Origin of the sequence: Paractinoplanes hotanensis (assembly GCF_023717965.1) — a bacterium.
In the GTDB taxonomy this organism is placed as follows: Bacteria; Actinomycetota; Actinomycetes; order Mycobacteriales; family Micromonosporaceae; genus Actinoplanes; species Actinoplanes polyasparticus.
Genome location: NZ_JAMQOL010000008.1, coordinates 68,915 through 84,270 on the forward strand (window position 1 = coordinate 68,915; position 15,356 = coordinate 84,270).

At 70.0% G+C, this 15,356-nt stretch carries 16 protein-coding genes; 8 read left to right on the top strand and 8 right to left on the bottom strand.

Going from position 1 to position 15,356, the window contains the following annotated elements; genetic code table 11:
• The first annotated feature begins 110 nt into the window (after positions 1-110).
• Complete coding sequence (locus LXN57_RS06405; protein ID WP_251797089.1) at positions 111-983, top strand: DUF3109 family protein; 873 nt, start codon at positions 111-113, stop codon at positions 981-983.
• A 17-nt stretch (positions 984-1,000) separates the two neighbouring features.
• On the opposite strand, the gene LXN57_RS06410 is transcribed toward LXN57_RS06405, so the two are convergent.
• The gene (locus LXN57_RS06410) at positions 1,001-1,684 is read right to left on the bottom strand and encodes a response regulator (RefSeq protein WP_020512993.1); all 684 of its coding nucleotides are present in this window, start codon (positions 1,682-1,684) and stop codon (positions 1,001-1,003) included.
• 31 nt (positions 1,685-1,715) lie between these two features.
• On the bottom strand, positions 1,716-2,921 hold the full coding sequence (locus LXN57_RS06415; protein WP_251797317.1) for a sensor histidine kinase: 1,206 nt from the start codon (positions 2,919-2,921) through the stop codon (positions 1,716-1,718).
• A 273-nt stretch (positions 2,922-3,194) separates the two neighbouring features.
• Between LXN57_RS06415 and phoU the strand changes: the two genes are divergently transcribed.
• Positions 3,195-3,848, top strand: coding sequence for a phosphate signaling complex protein PhoU (gene phoU / locus LXN57_RS06420; RefSeq protein ID WP_251797090.1), 654 nt, complete (start codon positions 3,195-3,197; stop codon positions 3,846-3,848).
• 76 nt (positions 3,849-3,924) lie between these two features.
• On the opposite strand, the gene LXN57_RS06425 is transcribed toward phoU, so the two are convergent.
• Entirely contained in the window at positions 3,925-4,671 is a 747-nt protein-coding gene (locus tag LXN57_RS06425) for a phosphoglyceromutase (RefSeq protein ID WP_251797091.1), read from the bottom strand.
• Between the two features lie 116 nt (positions 4,672-4,787).
• On the opposite strand from LXN57_RS06425, the gene LXN57_RS06430 reads away from it, so the two are divergent.
• On the top strand, positions 4,788-6,083 hold the full coding sequence (locus LXN57_RS06430; RefSeq protein ID WP_251797092.1) for an MDR family MFS transporter: 1,296 nt from the start codon (positions 4,788-4,790) through the stop codon (positions 6,081-6,083).
• A gap of 33 nt (positions 6,084-6,116) precedes the next feature.
• Positions 6,117-7,430: an MFS transporter gene (locus LXN57_RS06435; RefSeq protein WP_438872838.1), complete on the top strand. Its 1,314-nt coding sequence runs from the start codon at positions 6,117-6,119 to the stop codon at positions 7,428-7,430.
• 530 nt (positions 7,431-7,960) lie between these two features.
• Here the strand turns inward: LXN57_RS06435 and LXN57_RS06440 are convergent.
• The 3 genes from LXN57_RS06440 to mshA all read right to left on the bottom strand — a co-directional run bounded on the left by LXN57_RS06440 (position 7,961) and on the right by mshA (position 10,772).
• Positions 7,961-8,932, bottom strand: a complete 972-nt coding sequence (locus LXN57_RS06440; protein ID WP_251797094.1) for a hypothetical protein — start codon at positions 8,930-8,932, stop codon at positions 7,961-7,963.
• Between the two features lie 74 nt (positions 8,933-9,006).
• Entirely contained in the window at positions 9,007-9,498 is a 492-nt protein-coding gene (locus LXN57_RS06445; protein WP_221378495.1) for a type III secretion system chaperone family protein, read from the bottom strand.
• Positions 9,492-10,772, bottom strand: coding sequence for a D-inositol-3-phosphate glycosyltransferase (gene mshA, locus LXN57_RS06450; RefSeq protein ID WP_251797095.1), 1,281 nt, complete (start codon positions 10,770-10,772; stop codon positions 9,492-9,494). The genes LXN57_RS06445 and mshA overlap by 7 nt, the downstream gene beginning before the upstream one ends.
• Before the next feature lie 124 nt (positions 10,773-10,896).
• On the opposite strand from mshA, the gene LXN57_RS06455 reads away from it, so the two are divergent.
• Both LXN57_RS06455 and LXN57_RS06460 read left to right on the top strand, forming a co-directional pair.
• Positions 10,897-11,652 (top strand): SDR family oxidoreductase, encoded by a 756-nt coding sequence (locus LXN57_RS06455; RefSeq protein ID WP_251797096.1) that lies wholly within the window; start codon positions 10,897-10,899, stop codon positions 11,650-11,652.
• Between the two features lie 2 nt (positions 11,653-11,654).
• Positions 11,655-12,482, top strand: coding sequence for a class I SAM-dependent methyltransferase (locus LXN57_RS06460; RefSeq protein ID WP_251797097.1), 828 nt, complete (start codon positions 11,655-11,657; stop codon positions 12,480-12,482).
• Positions 12,483-12,541: 59 nt separating this feature from the next.
• Here LXN57_RS06460 and LXN57_RS06465 read toward each other — a convergent pair whose 3' ends face one another.
• The gene (locus LXN57_RS06465; RefSeq protein WP_251797098.1) at positions 12,542-12,937 is read right to left on the bottom strand and encodes a response regulator; all 396 of its coding nucleotides are present in this window, start codon (positions 12,935-12,937) and stop codon (positions 12,542-12,544) included.
• Positions 12,938-13,253: 316 nt separating this feature from the next.
• Between LXN57_RS06465 and LXN57_RS06470 the strand changes: the two genes are divergently transcribed.
• Positions 13,254-13,466: a DUF7455 domain-containing protein gene (locus LXN57_RS06470; protein WP_221378491.1), complete on the top strand. Its 213-nt coding sequence runs from the start codon at positions 13,254-13,256 to the stop codon at positions 13,464-13,466.
• Between the two features lie 57 nt (positions 13,467-13,523).
• Entirely contained in the window at positions 13,524-14,546 is a 1,023-nt protein-coding gene (locus tag LXN57_RS06475) for a sensor histidine kinase (RefSeq protein WP_251797099.1), read from the top strand.
• 3 nt (positions 14,547-14,549) lie between these two features.
• Here LXN57_RS06475 and LXN57_RS06480 read toward each other — a convergent pair whose 3' ends face one another.
• Entirely contained in the window at positions 14,550-15,320 is a 771-nt protein-coding gene (locus LXN57_RS06480; RefSeq protein ID WP_251797100.1) for an SRPBCC family protein, read from the bottom strand.
• Positions 15,321-15,356 lie beyond the last annotated feature (36 nt).

Consider the following 15,356-nt stretch of genomic DNA (forward strand, 5'->3'; position numbering starts at 1 on the left):
GGTCAAGCGTAGACCCGTTTGTCGCGTACGCCTTCTCCTCGACCGGGTATATGCGATGATACCGGGCGTCGACTCGGGAACAAGGGCCCTGCGCGCGTACGCTGTCGCAGGTGAGCCGCCGTGACCAGATCCGCATCACCCTGGACCCCGCGGCAGCCGCCCGCGCGGCCGAGGTCGACCTCGACTTTCCTCGTGAGTGGATCGAGTTCCTCGACCCCGACGACGAGAAGCATCTCGTACGAGCCGACCTGACCTGGCTGCTGTCCCGGTGGACCTGTGTCTTCGGCTCGGCCTGCCACGGCATCGTGGCCGGTCGCGCGCAGGACGGCTGCTGCTCGCACGGGGCGTTCTTCACCGACGCCGACGACGAGAACAGGGTGAAGTCGGCCGCCGCCAAGCTGACCCCCGAGACCTGGCAGCACTACCGCAAGGGCTTCAAGAACTACACCGAGATGGACACGATCGACGGGGCGAAGCCGGCCCGTCGCACGGCCATCCAGTCCGAGGATGGGCCCTGTGTCTTCCTCAACGACGCGAGCTTCGCGGGCGGCGGCGGGTGCGCCCTGCACGCCCAGGCCCTGCGGGACGGCGTCCACCCGCTGCAGTACAAGCCGGACGTGTGCTGGCAGTTGCCGGTGCGCCGCGAGCAGGACTGGATCAAGCGACCGGACGGCACGAAGCTGCTCCAGTCGACGCTGACCGAGTTCGACCGGCGGGGCTGGGGCCCGGGCGGGCACGACCTCGACTGGTGGTGCACCTCGTCGCCCGACGCGCACGTCGGCGCCGATCCGATGTACGTCTCGTACGCGCCCGAGCTGACCGCCCTGATCGGCAAGGGCGCCTACGATCGGCTGGCCGAGCTGTGCGACGCGCGGATCAAATCCGGCCTGGTCGCGGTGCACCCGGCGACCGTCGCGGCCGCCAAGGCCGCGGCGCCGAAGAAGCGCGGCGGACGTGAACCCGCCGCGCCTCCCAACAGCTAGCCGCCGTCCGTGGCTTCCTAGGGCTCGAACTTGTAGCCCAGGCCACGGACGGTGACGATGTAGCGCGGCGCCGACGGCTCGGGCTCCACCTTGGAGCGAAGGCGCTTGACGTGCACGTCGAGGGTCTTGGTGTCGCCCACGTAGTCGGCGCCCCAGACCCGGTCGATCAGCTGACCGCGGGTGAGCACCCGGCCGGCGTTGCGCAGCAGCAGCTCGAGGAGTTCGAACTCCTTGAGCGGGAGCTGCACGCCGGCGCCGTCCACCGTGACGACGTGGCGCTCGACGTCCATGCGGACGGGACCGGCCGCGAGCGTGGGCGTCGAGACCTCGGCCGCCTCGGTGCCCTGGCGGCGCAGCACGGCGCGGATCCGGGCGACCAGCTCGCGCGGCGAGTACGGCTTGGTCACGTAGTCGTCGGCGCCGATCTCGAGCCCGACGACCTTGTCGATCTCGCTGTCGCGCGCGGTGACCATGATGATGGGAACGGCGGAGCGCTGCCGGAGCTGGCGGCAGACCTCGGTGCCGGACATCTCGGGCAGCATGAGGTCGAGCAGCACGATGTCGGCGCCGGTCCGGTCGAACTGCGTCAGCGCCGAGGTCCCGGTCGGGGCGACCGACACCTCGAAGCCCTCCTTGCGCAGCATGTACGACAGGGCGTCGGAGAACGACTCCTCATCCTCGACCACGAGCACGCGGGCCAATGTGGTTCCTTCCATCTTCCGGGTGCCGGGACTAATGCCCGGCCGCACCGGACTCGATCTCAATTGCCGTCGGTAACGGCAAGGGGGCTTCGGGGGGACGCGCCGGTAGGCGCAGAGTGAACGTCGAACCGTCGCCCAGGGAGCTGGTCACGTCGACGCGGCCCCCGTGATTGGTCGCGATGTGTTTGACGATGGCCAGACCCAGGCCTGTTCCGCCGGTGGACCGCGAGCGGGCCTGGTCGGCGCGGTAGAAACGCTCGAAGATGCGGTCGACGTCGTGCGGGGCGATGCCGATGCCCTGGTCGGCGACGTCGATCTCGAGCCAGTCGTCACCCTGGCGCAGGGTGAGCTCGACCTTGGTGTCGTCGCCCGAGTAGGCGATCGCGTTCTCGACGAGGTTGGTCACCGCGGTGGCGACCTGGCTGTCGCTGCCGTAGACGACGGCGCCCTTGGGCCCGCTGTACACGACCTCGATGCCCTTGGCCGACGCCGTGGTGCGGGTGCGGTCGATGACCTCGGCGATCACCCAGTCGACCGGGACCGGCTCGGGGGTGGGCAGCGGCTCGGCGCCCTGGAGCCGGGTCAGCTCGAGCAGTTCGCTGACCAGCCGGCCCATCCGGGCCGACTCGTGGTGGATGCGCTCGGCGAACCGGCGCGCGGCCAGCAGGTCTTCCGACTGGTCGTCGCCCGCGTCGGCGGCCTGCAGTTCGGTCGCGTCGAGCAGAGCCTCGGCCAGCAGCTGCAGCGCGCCGATCGGGGTCTTGAGCTCATGGCTGACATTGGCCACGAAGTCGCGGCGCACCCGGGCCAGCCGGTGCGACTCGGTGACGTCGGCGGCCTCGATGGCCACGTGCGTCGCGTTGAGCGCGACGGCCCGCAGGTGCAGGCCGAGCGGCGCGGCGGCGGCGCCGGCGCGACCCCGGGGCAGGTCGAGCTCGACCTCGCGGCGCACTCCGGTGCGCCGGACCTGGCCGGCCAGCGTACGCAGGATGGGGTGGGCGGCGATCGTGCCGGGCGCGCCGCCCGAACGCAGCAGGCCCATCGCCCGGGCAGCCGGATTGACCAGCACCGGGTGATCCTCCGCGTCGAGGACCACCACGCCGACGCGCAGCGAATCGAGGCTCTTGCGACCCAGCCCCTTCATCCCGTGCTTGCCGTGCGGTTCGGTGTCGATGGCGCGTCCCCCCTTGTGCGGCTGGTCACCGGCCGGCTCCCCCGGTGACTGGCGACCTCGCATGATCAGCGCCCCGGCGGCTGCGCCGGCGACGAGCGCGAGCACTATCAGAGGGATGCCGTAGGCCAGGTCCACGCTGCGATCGTAGGGTCATTGTTTACCTGGCTACTAGCATCAGCCGGACAAATCGGGCACGCGTCGAATAATGTTCACCACTGCGTCCGGCGTCGTTCATCGCCGTTCACGCGAGCGCCGCCGGACCCGCATAGTTTGAGGACCAACCACGGTCGTGCCCTGCTCCACGGGACGGCCCCACCGAAACCCCGGGACGAGGACATGCGCGAGGAGTTCCAGTCGGACCTCAACGAGGTCAGCCGCCTGCTGGTGACGATGGCGGAGTCCGTGCGCGAGGCGATGCGCAAGTCGACCACCGCCCTGCTCACCGCCGACCTGAAGGCCGCCCAGTCGGTGATCGACCGCGACAACGAGGTCGACGAGATCTACAGCCAGGTCGAGGCCAAGGTGGCCGACACCATCGCCCGGCAGGCGCCGGTCGCCTCCGATCTACGCATGGTCATCACGGCCCTGCACATCTCGGCCGACCTCGAGCGCATGGGGGACCTGGCCGAGCACGTGGCCAAGACGGCCAAGCGGCGTCACCCGTCGCCGGCCGTGCCGGCCGAGCTGCGCCCGGTCTTCAAGGGCATGGCCGAGGTGGCCGACCACATGGCCGAGAGCATCGCGGGCCTGCTGGCCAAGCCCGACGCTGAGCTCGCGGCCAAGCTCGAGCACGAGGACGACGCGATCGACGATCTGGAGCGTCAGCTCTTCAAGATCATGCTGGACGACGACTGGCCGTACGGCGCGGAGACCGCGATCGACGGCGCGCTGCTGGGCCGCTTCTACGAGCGGTACGCCGACCACGCAGTCAACGTGGGCGAGCAGCTTGTGTACCTGATCACCGGAGAACCGGTGGGCGACCAGGGCTGAGCCTCGCTCGCCTGGTCGAAAGCGGAGGCCGGGACGCCACGGGGGCGTCCCGGCCTCCTGCTGTTCTCAGCGTTTCTCAGCGGCCCTGGTTGGCGACCGCGGCCGCGGCCTCCTTGGCCGCCTCGGGGTCGAGGTATTCGCCGCCCGGCTTGAGCGGGCGCAGGTCGTCGTCGAGGTCGTAGCGCAGCGGGATGCCGGTCGGGATGTTCAGCTTCGAGATCGCCTCGTCGGAGATGCTGTCGAGGTGCTTCACGAAGGCGCGCAGCGAGTTGCCGTGCGCGGCGACCAGCACGGTCTTGCCGGCCCGCAGGTCGGGCACGATCTCGTCGTACCAGTAGGGCAGAGCCCGCACCAGAACGTCCTTCAGGCACTCGGCCTTGGGCTTCGCCTCGGACGGCAGCAGGGCGTAGCGCGGGTCGTCGAACTGCGCGAACTCCGAGCCGGGCTCGATCGGCGGCGGCGGGACGTCGTACGACCTGCGCCAGAGCATGAACTGCTCCTCGCCGTACGTCTCGAGGGTCTGCTTCTTGTCCTTGCCCTGCAGGGCGCCGTAGTGGCGCTCATTGAGCCGCCACGACCGCTTCACCGGGATCCAGTGCCGGTCGGCGATGTGCAGAGCGATCTCGCTCGTGCGGATGGCGCGGCGCAGGACGCTGGTGTGCACCACGTCCGGCAGCACGCCGCTCTCTTTCAGCAGCTCGCCACCGCGCCGGGCCTCGGCCTCACCCTTGGCGTCGAGGTCGACGTCGACCCAGCCGGTGAAGAGGTTCTTGGCGTTCCACTCGCTGTTGCCGTGCCGCAGCAGCACCAAAGTCCCTGTCATGACCTCCATCCTGCCGCAGCCACCTGAACAGCGAGCGCCGACCCCGTTGAAACCCGGTTGCGCCACCTCCTAGGTTGTAAGGGAAGCAAGCGTGATCACTCATTACGGGGGCGAGTGTGCGGGGTTGGTTCGACCAGGCTGTGGGCGGGTTGCCACGGCAGTTCTGGCTGCTCTGGACCGGGACGCTGGTCAACCGCGTCGGCTCGTTCGTGGTGATCTTCCTGGCCATCTACCTGACCGGCGAGCGGCACTTCTCGCAGAGCCAGGCCGGCCTGGTCATCGGCCTCTACGGCGTCGGCGGCGCGCTCGGCACCACGGTCGGCGGGGTGCTGGCCGACCGCTGGGGGCGCAAACCCACGATGCTGACCGCCCAGTTCGGCGCGGCGGCGCTGATGCTCGCGCTCGGTTTCGCGCACCATTACGGCCAGATCCTGGCGGTCACGTTCCTGCTCGGCTTCTTCAGCGAGGCGGTGCGGCCGGCCTTCTCGGCCATGATGGTCGACGTCGTGCCCGACCGCGACCGGGTCCGGGCGTTCTCGCTGAACTACTGGGCCATCAACCTCGGCTTCGCCCTGGCCGCGGTCGGCGCCGGTCTGGCCGCCAAGGTCGATTATCTGCTGCTCTTCGTGGTCGACGCGGGCACCACCCTGGCCACGGCCCTGATCTGCCTGATCTTCATCAAGGAGACCCAGCCCTCCCGGACGGCGGTCCGGCCGCCCCGCGGCGAGGCCGGCGGCCTGATCACCGTGCTGCGCGACCGCGTCTTCGTCACCTACCTGCTGGTCTCCGTGGGCGGCATCGTCGTCATGATGCAGCACCTGTCGACGCTGCCGATCGCCATGACCGCGGAGGGGCTGTCGGCGGCGACGTACGGCTGGGTGATCGCGGTCAACGGCGTGCTCATCGTCGTCGGGCAACTGTTCGTCCCCAAGCTGATCGAGAAGCGTGACCCGGCCCGCGTGCTGGCGCTCGGCTCACTGATCATCGGAGTCGGCTTCGGGCTCAACGCGCTGGCCCACGCGTCCTGGTTCTTCGCGCTGAGCGTGATCATCTGGACGCTGGGCGAGATGATCCAGTCACCCAGCAACGCGACCACGGTGGCCGCGCTCTCCCCCGCCGCGCTGCGCGGGCGCTATCAGGGACTGAACTCGCTCTCGTGGTCGGCCGGGACGGCCCTGGCCCCCATCGCCGGCGGCTTCACCCAGCAGCACCTCGGCAACGCGGCTCTGTGGATCGGGTGCTTCCTCGTCTGCGCGCTGGTCGCTCTCGGGCACATCCTCTCCGGGCCGAGCCGCCGGCGGCGCATCGCATCCCTCGGCGTCACCGCTCCGGTTCTCCCCGAGCCGATCGCCGACGTGCCCGCGGTCGCCGAGCCGGTGGCCGACCCGCCGGCCAAGCTGCCCACGCGGTAACGTCTCTTCTGCCAAGAAGGTTGCCAATAGGGAGTGCGGCCCGTGCGGGCATGGCTTCGTGACACGGCCGGCGGCCTGTCCGCCACGTACTGGTATCTCTGGACCGGCCTGCTGATCAACAAGGTCGGCGGCTTCGCCGTGCTGTTCCTGTCGCTCTACCTGACGTCGCAGCGCGGCGCGGGAACCGCCCAGGCCGGCCTGATCGTCGGCACGTACGGCATCGGCGGCCTGCTCGGCACGCTGGCCGGCGGCGTCCTCACCGACCGCTGGGGCCGTCGCCGCACGCTGCTGGTGTCCCATTTCGCCACCGTGGCCGCGCTGTGCCTGCTCGCCTTCAACACCCAGCTCGCGGTGATCGCCGCCCTCTGCGCCCTGCTCGGGGTCGCACAGTCGATGGCGGCCCCCGCGTTCGTCGCCGCGATCATCGACGTGACCCCCGCCGACAAGCGGTCCCGTGCGTTCAACCTGCAATTCTGGGCGCTGAACCTGGGCCTGGCCGGAGCCTCGCTGCTGGCCGGCCTGCTCGCCCAGTGGAGCTACCAGGCCCTGTTCCTGATCGACGCCGGCTGCACTCTGGCGACCGGCGTACTGATCGCCTGGAAGGTGCCGGAGACACTGCGCACCTTGCCTCCGCCGTCGCTCTCGCCGTCGCGCTCCCCCCTGCCCTCGCCCCTGCCCTCGCCCTGGCCCTCGCTCGTGTCATCGTCGGCCCAGAAGCTCCGTAGGGGCGGCGGGCTCGGAACCGTGCTGACCGATCGCATCTTCCTCGTCTTCGTGGGGCTGACGCTGCTGCAGGCCCTCATCTACACGCAGGCCAGCACGATCGTGCCGCTGGCGATGCATGCGGACGGATTGAGCCCGTCGGCCTACGGCTCGGTGGTCGCGCTCGGCGGCGCCCTGATCGTGCTCGGCCAGCTCTTCGTGCCGCGCCTGATCGACGGCCGCCGCAAGGCCCGGGTGCTGGCCCTGGCCCTGCTGCTCAACGGCGCCGGCTTCGCGGTGCTGGCCCTGGCCGACCACGTGGCCCTCTATCTGACCGCGGCGGTGATCTGGACGGTGGGCAGCATGCTGGCCGCGCCCCCGAACGCCGAGATCAACTCCGAGTTGGCGCCCCTGGCCCTGCGTGGGCGCTATCAGGCGGTGTTCTTCCTGACCTTCCCGGCCGCATCGTTCCTGGCGCCGTCGCTGGGCGGGGCCGGCCTGCAATACCTCGGGGACGCGCACTGGCTCGTGGTCGGCGCCCTGGGGGCGGTGGCCGCAGTCCTGCATCTGTCGGCCGGCCCCTCGCGAGAACGCCGGGTAGCGGCGATCCGCTCCGACACGGCCGCCATCGCGAACGTGAGCTGAATCCGGCGCGGCCGCGTCGATCTTCCGGGGTGCCACCGCCTCCCCCGCCCACCCAAGGGACGTGGGGAGGACGTTACTTGCCGTCAAGGCGACGCCGGGCGGTTGTCCACAGCTGGGCTCGATGACCCGGATGGTCGCGCGCGCTTGTCCACAGCGGCTCAGCCTCCGAGGGCTCCGTCTCGCGGCACAAAAAAGGACGACCCTCAGGTCGTCCGTTGGCACCGGCGGCGGCGGACGACGCCCATCCCCATAGGCGTCGCCCGCACTAACCGCCGGTCTCGGGTCGCGCCGTCCCCCAACGGCATATGCCACCCGTCCCCAAACGCCGGCCGCGGTGATCGTCTCCGATCAACCAGTTCCCCGAACTAACGGTCCGACGTCCATTGATTACGCTAGTTGGGGCAGTCAAGGCAGACAAGCCAACTGGCTGTCCGCCATCTGTCTGCACCATCACAGTCACCCACTATTGGCCGATCGGCGGATGACCTGTCCCACATTTGGAGTGGACAAAAGCGACAGTCCGGACTCCGCTATTCGTCGGGGTTGTCGAGCTGGAAGAAGTTGCTGCGCTCCCCGCCCGATCGCCGCTCCTGGTAGATGAAGTTCAGCCGGCGCTTGTCGAACGCCTCGAACCACTCGGCCCAGCTGACCTCGACGAGCCCGTCACCCGAGTACCCGGGGAAGTCGAACCGCAGCACACCGAGATGGCCGTCGTGTTGAGTGCCGGCCACCGTCGACGGCACCGCACGGCGGGCTTTCGCCCACTGGCGGATCACCTCATGGTCGGTCGTGATGAGGCTGCGGCCGTTGCGCTCCGGCTTGTCGCTCGTCGACGTGATCTCCTGCGAATAGTCGAGCGACTTCGACGTCTTCTTCCCGGTGCGCTTACCACCGGCCTTCTGAGCCGTGCCGGATTTCGAAGCGGCGCCGGCCTTCGAAGCCGGGCTGGATTTCGAAGCGGCGCCGGCCTTTGAAGCCGGGCTGGATTTCGAAGCCGTGCTGGATTTGGATGCGGAACTCTTGGCGGAGGCTGCGCTCGCCTTGGAACCACTGCCCCGCTTCGACGCGGCGCCGGCCTTCGAGCCGGTTCCGGCCTTGGCCAGCTTCAGCCGGGCCTTGACGTACCGCTCGACCAGCTCGGCCTTCTTCATGTCACCGGTGCCCTTGACGCCCAGCTTGGTCAGCTGGGTGCGCAGAGAGGACGCCTTCATCGCGGCGATCCTGCTCTCGCTCACCTCGGGGGTGTCCGGGGTGTCGTTGCGGCTGGTCGGATTCTTGGCCTTCGAGGACGACGACTTCTTTTCGGCTTTGATCAGCTTCTTGACCAGGTCCGGCTTCTTGAGGTCGGCCGTTCCCCGGACGCCGCGATTGTCGAGTTCCCGGCGCAGCTCACCGACCTTCATCCGGGCGATTCTGCTTTCGCTCACATCCGGGGTGTTGGGGGTGTCGTTCCGGCTGGCCCGCTTCTTGGAACCGGCGGCAGCGGTCTTGGTGGCGGCCACGCCAATTCACCTCTCATTCATCGGCGGTTTCCTATTACCGGTGTCACTACCCGGTTCTCCAGCGCCGACACTGCCTAGGAGGACGAATCCTCCGACGGGGCAAGATGTTTGAACGCCTGGAGGTTGGCCACCGACTCGCCCCGCTTCACGCGCCATTCCCACTCGCGCTTGATCGACGAACCGAAGCCGATCTCGAGCATGGTGTCGAACGACTCGTCGGCGTACGTCAGCACGACCCCGAGCAGCCGGTCCAACTCGTCCTCGTCGAGGCCGGTCAGCGCCACCCGACCGGTCAGGTAGACGTCGCCGGCCGCATCGATCGAGAACGACACCCCGTACATACGGGCGTTGCGCCGCAGCAGCCAGGCCCACAGTTCCTCGTGCCGCTCGTCGGGGCGGCGCATGACGAACGCCTCGATGCGCAACGCGTGCTCGCCGACGATCAGATTGCACGCCGTCTTGAGCTTGTGGGTGCCGGGCAGCGTCACGACGTAGGCGCCGGGGCCGGTGGATTCCCACTCGAGTTCCCGGTCGGTGAGCGCCTTCTCGATCAGGTCGGTCACCATGCGTACGCCTCCAGGCGCTTCGCGATCAACGCGCGGTGCTCGGTCACGGCCTCACGGTAGACCCGCACCAGGTTTTCGGCAGTGCGGTCCCACGAGAAGTCGGCGGCGTGCGCGACCGCCCCCGCCGACAGCTTCTCGCGCAGCCCGGGCGAAGCGAGCAGGCGGTCGAGCACCCGCGCCCATTCCCCGGCGTCGTGCCCGTCGACCAGAACACCGCTCAATCCGTCCCGTACGGCGGTCACCAGCCCGCCGACGGCGGCCGCCACAACCGGCGTGCCGCAGGCCTGCGCTTCGAGCGCGACCAGTCCGAACGACTCGTTGTAGGACGGCACCGCCACCAGATCGGCGGTGCGGTAGAGCGCGGCCAGCCCGGCGCCGTCCTGCGGCGGCAGGAAGACCACCGAGTCGCTGACCCCCAGCGACTCGGCCAGTTCGATGAGCGCCGTCGGCCGGTCGAGCCCGGTGCCGCTCGGCCCGCCGCAGATGACCAGCGTGGTGTCCGGTTCCCGCATCCGGGCCAGCGCCGAGATCAGCACGTCGGGGGCCTTCAGCGGCTGGATGCGGCCGACGAAGGCGACAACCTTGCCCCGCTCGGGCAGCCCGAACCGCGACCGGTCGGCCGCCGAGGGAAGCGGGCCCGGGCGGAACCGGTCGAGGTCGACGCCCGGCTGCACGACGGTGACCCGGGCCGGGTCGGCGTCGTAGTAGGCGACCAGGTCCTGCGCCTCGAAGCGGGTGTTCGCGACCAGCCGGTCGGACTCCGCGATCACCTGTTCCTCGCCGATCACCCGGGCCTTGGGTTCGGGTCGGTCGCCCGCCGCGATCAGCCTGTTCTTCACCTTGGCCAGCGTGTGCGCGGTGTGCACGTGCGGCACGCCCCAGCGCTCGCGGGCCAGCCAGCCGACCTGGCCGGAGAGCCAGTAATGCGAGTGGATCAGGTCGTAGTAACCCGGCGGGTGCGCCGCCTCGGCCCGCAGCACGCCGTGAGTGAAGGCGCAGAGCTGAGCCGGCAGCTCTTCCTTGGACAGGCCCTCGAACGGGCCCGAGGTCACGTGCCGGACGGTGACTCCGGGAGCCATCTCGACCACCGGGGGCAGATCGCTGCGGGTGGCCCGGGTGAAGACCTCGACCTCGACGCCGAGGCGGGCGAGTCGCTTGCTGACCTCGACGATGTACACGTTCATGCCGCCGGCGTCGCCGGTGCCCGGCTGCTCGAGCGGGGACGTGTGAACCGAGAGGGTGGCGATGCGCCGGGGGGTCGGCCATTCTGCCACGATCGTTCCTCCTGCACGGATGACACGGGGATTGTTGCGTCGTCGTTAATCTTCCCCGGCTAGGTGCTCCGAACCACAATCCCGCGGCCCTGGGGTGACTGATGTCATCGGGAAGGATGGAGGCATGCAGAACATCGCTGTGGTCACGGGTGCGTCGAGCGGAATCGGGGCGGCGACCGTCCGCCGGCTCGCCGCCGAGGGTTTTCACGTCGTCGCAGCCGCCCGGCGGGCCGACCGGCTGGCGGAACTGATCGACGAGATCGGCCCGGCCGCGACCGCCGTCGCGTGCGACGTCACATCCGAGGAATCGGTCGCTGCGCTGGCGGCGGCGGTGACAGCGCTCGGCGGGCCGGTGACGTTGCTGGTCAACAACGCGGGCGGGGCGGTCGGCCTCGATCCGGTCGAGTCCGGCTCGGCCGCCGACTGGCAGGCGATGTACGAGGTGAACGTGCTCGGCACTCTGCGGGTCACCCAGGCGCTGCTGCCGGCGCTGATCAGGAGCGGCAACGGAACGATCGTGACGGTCGGCTCGACCGCGGCGTTCACGGTCTATGAGGGCGGCGGCGGTTACACGGCGGCCAAGCACGCCCAGACCGCCCTGGTCGGCACTCTGCGGCTGGAACTGTCGGGTAAGCCCGTACGAATTGTCGAGGTCGACCCGGGCATGGTGCGCACCGACGAGTTCTCGCTCAAGCGTTTCGGCGGCGACCGGGCCAAGGCCGACGCGATCTACGACGGCGTGAAGGAGCCCCTGGTCGCCGACGACATCGCCGACATCATCGCGTTCGCGGCGACCCGTCCGCACCACGTCAACCTCGACCGGATCGTGGTGCGCCCGATCGCGCAGGCCGCCCAGCACAAGGTCTACCGGGAGAAGTAGGCGTGCGGCCGGTCGGCGCCATCACCCGGGGGACGACCAATCCCAACCGGCTGCGCCGCGTCGACAACTACATCGCGTACCGGTGCGGTGATCTGCTGCGTGCCGCCGCGGCGCCGCTGGTGGTCGACCTCGGGTACGGCGCCACCCCGGTCACGGCCGTCGAGTTGCGGGCCCGGCTGGCCGCGACCGTCCGGGCGGACGTCACCGTGGTCGGCCTCGAGATCGATCCGGTACGGGTGGCGGCCGCGCAGCCGCACGCCGACCTCCCGCACCTCGAGTTCCGGCGTGGCGGCTTCGAACTGGCAGGCCTGCGGCCGGCGGTCGTGCGCGCGTTCAACGTGCTGCGCCAGTACGCCGAGCACGAGGTCGCCGCGGCCTGGGCGGCGATGACCGCGACCGGCGCCGTGCTGGTCGAGGGCACCTGCGACGAGCTGGGCCGGATCGCCACCTGGGCGGTGATCGAAGGCGGCGCCCCGAGCACGCTCACCCTTTCCGCCCGGCTGTCCGATCTGGACCATCCCGCGACGTTCGCCGAGCGACTGCCCAAGGCTCTGATCCACCACAACGTGCCGGGCGAGCCGGTGCACGAACTGCTGTGGGCGCTGGGTCGCGCCTGGGAGGCCGAAGCCACCCCGTTCGGGCCCCGGCAACGGTGGCTGGCCACCTGCCGGCGGATGCGCGAGCAGGGCCGGCCAGTGCTCGACGGCCCGGCGCGCTGGAAACTCGGCGAGCTGACGGTGCCGTGGCCCGGAACTGGAACAGGGCCCGGGCAAGTCGAAGCCGGGCCGGCCCTCCGCAGCGGACCGACCCGGCCTCAGGGGGGCGAGTAACGTCTGTCACCCAGATTCGTGGGTGACAGGTGCCGTGCGGGTGGTCGGTCGGGAGCAGGTCAGGAGCCGCCGAGCACGGACCGCAACGTCTGGACGAGCAGCTCGCTGCTGAACGGCTTCTTCACCAGCAGGGCGTCCTCGCCGATGAGGCCGTCGGCCACCGCGATCTCCTTGGGCAGTCCCGAGATGTAGACGACGCTCATCTCGGGCCGCAGCTCGGTCGCCGACCGGGACAGCTCGCCGCCCGAGACGCCGGGCAGCCCCAGGTCGGTGACCAGGATGTCGATGTCGCCCGGATGCTCCCGGCAGGCGGTGATGGCCTGCTGGGAGTCGCCGGCGATCAGGGTGGCGAAGCCGCGGCGCTCGAGCATCCGGCGCATGATGTCGCGCAGGTCCTCCTCGTCGTCCACGACCAGGACCGTGGGCCGTGTCTCGGGTGCGGGCGCCTGCGACATGGATCCTCCCGGTGGTTCTGACGTCACTTTCCGTGCCGGCTTCGCGCTCTCACGCTAGCCGCACGAGGTTGCGCGGTCCGGCCTTTGCGCATCACGGCCGGCCGAGCGTGCCCCGAGGGCCAGATCACCCGCCGGAATACGCATGCCCGCATCTGGTTGAGGGAAGTTGTGGAGTGGCCCGGTTGCACCTGGGTTGCAACGCCTCCGGGGTCGTAGGAGCACCCTGGAAGATCGAAGAGAACAGCTAAAGCGGTGTGGCGTGGAGCCGATCAACACGGAGTACCGCTACACACCGCCACTGAGCAAGGAGTGCGATATGTCCAGCCTGCTGTCGCCCGAGATCACCACCGTTGCCGCGATGACCGAGCGCTGCGACCGCTGCAGCGCCGCCGCCAAGCTGGTGGTCACGCTGACCAGCGGCGGCGAGCTGGCGTTCTGCGGCCACCACGCCAACCGCCACAGCGAGGACATCGCCCGGGTCGGTGAGCGCATCGTCCTCGAGGACGGTTTCGAGTGGGCCGGAAAGTAACCGCTTGACACGCTTGCGTCGCGTTATGCTCGCTTCCTCAGTAATTGAGGGGATTACTTGCAGGATGCGGCGCGTGATCTGGGTGGACGCCCCTGGCTGATCGCCGGGGGCGCCGGAGCCGCGATCGCCCTCGTCGGCGTCGCGGCCCTGCTCAGGTCGCTCCGAGGTGATCCGCCGGACGGCTCTGCCGTACCGGCGGCTGCTCTTGTTCCGGCCGGGTTCGCGGTGACGCTGGGCGCGCTGCGGCAGCGCCGGCTCGCCGGCGACCTGGACGCCGCCCGCACCGAAGCGGCCCGGCTGCGGGAAAGCAACGCCGCCGCGCTCGCGGAAACTGCCGCCGCCCGCGCGCAGACGGCCCGGCTGCGCGCGGAAAGCGCCGGCTCGGTCGAGGAGGCCGCGCGGCTGCGCACGGCGCACGCGAATCTCGAGGCGGCGCTGACCTTCAAGAACGACCTCACGTCGATGCTGACGCACGACGTCGCGCAGCCCATCAGCTCGATCGCGAGCCTGGCCGAACTGCTGCGCTCGGACTGGGCTGACCTGCCCGAGAATCTCCGGCTCGAGCTGGCAACCAAGATCGACAAGAACACGCAGCGCCTGATCAAGATGATGAACGATCTGCAGCTGCTGTTCCGGCTGGACACCGGCTCGGTCACCGCGCGGCGGAATCCCGTACCCCTGAAGGAACTCGCCGAGTCGGTCGCGCCCGGGGAGATCGATGTCGAGATCGCCGAGGAGCTGTCGGTGCTGGCCGATCGCGGGCATATGCAGGTGATCCTGCAGAACCTGGTCGGCAATGCCCTCGCGTACGGGAAATCGCCGGTGACGGTCAGCGCGACCCGGCACGGCGAAAATGTCGAGGTGGTTGTGCGGGACAACGGGCCCGGCATCCCCGACGAGCTGCTGCCGGCGCTGTTCGGCCGTTTCGCGCGGGGCGCCGGCCTGGGCCTGTTCATCGTCCGCCACCTGGTCGAGGCCAACGGCGGCACCGTCCGCTACGAGCCTGCCACCCCGACCGGCGCGCGCCTGATCGTGACGATGGAGGCGGCCGGCCCGATCCCGAGCCGGCCGCCCTGGTGAGCGCTAGAAGTCGTGGGCGCTGCCCCGGTCCTCTTCGTTGATCATGCCGTCGCCCCAGGCGTCCCGGGCCGTGGTGCGCCCACCCATCTCGGCGCTCGCTCCGGCGGCCGGGGCGACACGGCGGCCGGGGGCGAGCACGTCGTCGAGGTCGTGCGTGCTGCGGATGCCGGGGGCGCTGGTGATGTCGACGTTGGTGCCCATGGCCGACGCGGACATCCCGTGGTAGGGCAGGTCGGCCCGGCTGGCGTTGCTGTGCTCGCCCGCGCTGGTTCCCCAGCCCGCGCCGGGGTGCGCGCGGGTGCGGGCCCGCGTGGCGACCGCCGCCGGGCTCGGCACCGGCCGGGCAAACTTCTTGGTGCTGGCGCCGCTCTCGACCAGGCCCTTGAGGGCGGTCAGGTCGGCCTTCAGCCGCTTGTTCAGGGAGGCCTGGCCATGCCGGTCGTTCGGCATGAGGAAGGCGATGTCGGCCTCGAGCTGCGCGACCACCTGGGTCTTGGTCTCGCCCATGGGCCGCAGCGTGATCGTCTCGGCGAGCAGCGGCCCGTCCGTGGTCGCCCACGAGACCCGCTCGTCCATCGAGCACTCGGTGATCTGGGCGTCGAACTCGCGGCGTTTGCCCTCGACGTCCATGATCCAGTGGGTGCGGTCGTCGCCGATCGTGGTGACCTGCTGAACGCCGCTCATGAACTGTGGGTAGTTCTCGAACGCGGCGAGTTGCTCGTACACCGTGTGGACCGGCGCACTCACCTCGATGGCCTGCTGAACCATACTCATCGCATCTCTCCCATGCCTACGCGTGGTGACTTCGGC

What these genes read in the sequence shown, in the direction of transcription:
- LXN57_RS06415 (WP_251797317.1), bottom strand. Translation starts at nt 2,921, where the DNA reads ATGCGAGGTCGCCAGTCACCGGGGGAGCCGGCCGGTGACCAGCCGCAC.
- LXN57_RS06470 (WP_221378491.1), top strand. Translation starts at nt 13,254, where the DNA reads ATGTCCAGCCTGCTGTCGCCCGAGATCACCACCGTTGCCGCGATGACC.
- phoU (WP_251797090.1), top strand. Translation starts at nt 3,195, where the DNA reads ATGCGCGAGGAGTTCCAGTCGGACCTCAACGAGGTCAGCCGCCTGCTG.
- LXN57_RS06445 (WP_221378495.1), bottom strand. Translation starts at nt 9,498, where the DNA reads ATGGTGACCGACCTGATCGAGAAGGCGCTCACCGACCGGGAACTCGAG.
- LXN57_RS06480 (WP_251797100.1), bottom strand. Translation starts at nt 15,320, where the DNA reads ATGAGTATGGTTCAGCAGGCCATCGAGGTGAGTGCGCCGGTCCACACG.
- LXN57_RS06455 (WP_251797096.1), top strand. Translation starts at nt 10,897, where the DNA reads ATGCAGAACATCGCTGTGGTCACGGGTGCGTCGAGCGGAATCGGGGCG.
- LXN57_RS06425 (WP_251797091.1), bottom strand. Translation starts at nt 4,671, where the DNA reads ATGACAGGGACTTTGGTGCTGCTGCGGCACGGCAACAGCGAGTGGAAC.
- LXN57_RS06465 (WP_251797098.1), bottom strand. Translation starts at nt 12,937, where the DNA reads ATGTCGCAGGCGCCCGCACCCGAGACACGGCCCACGGTCCTGGTCGTG.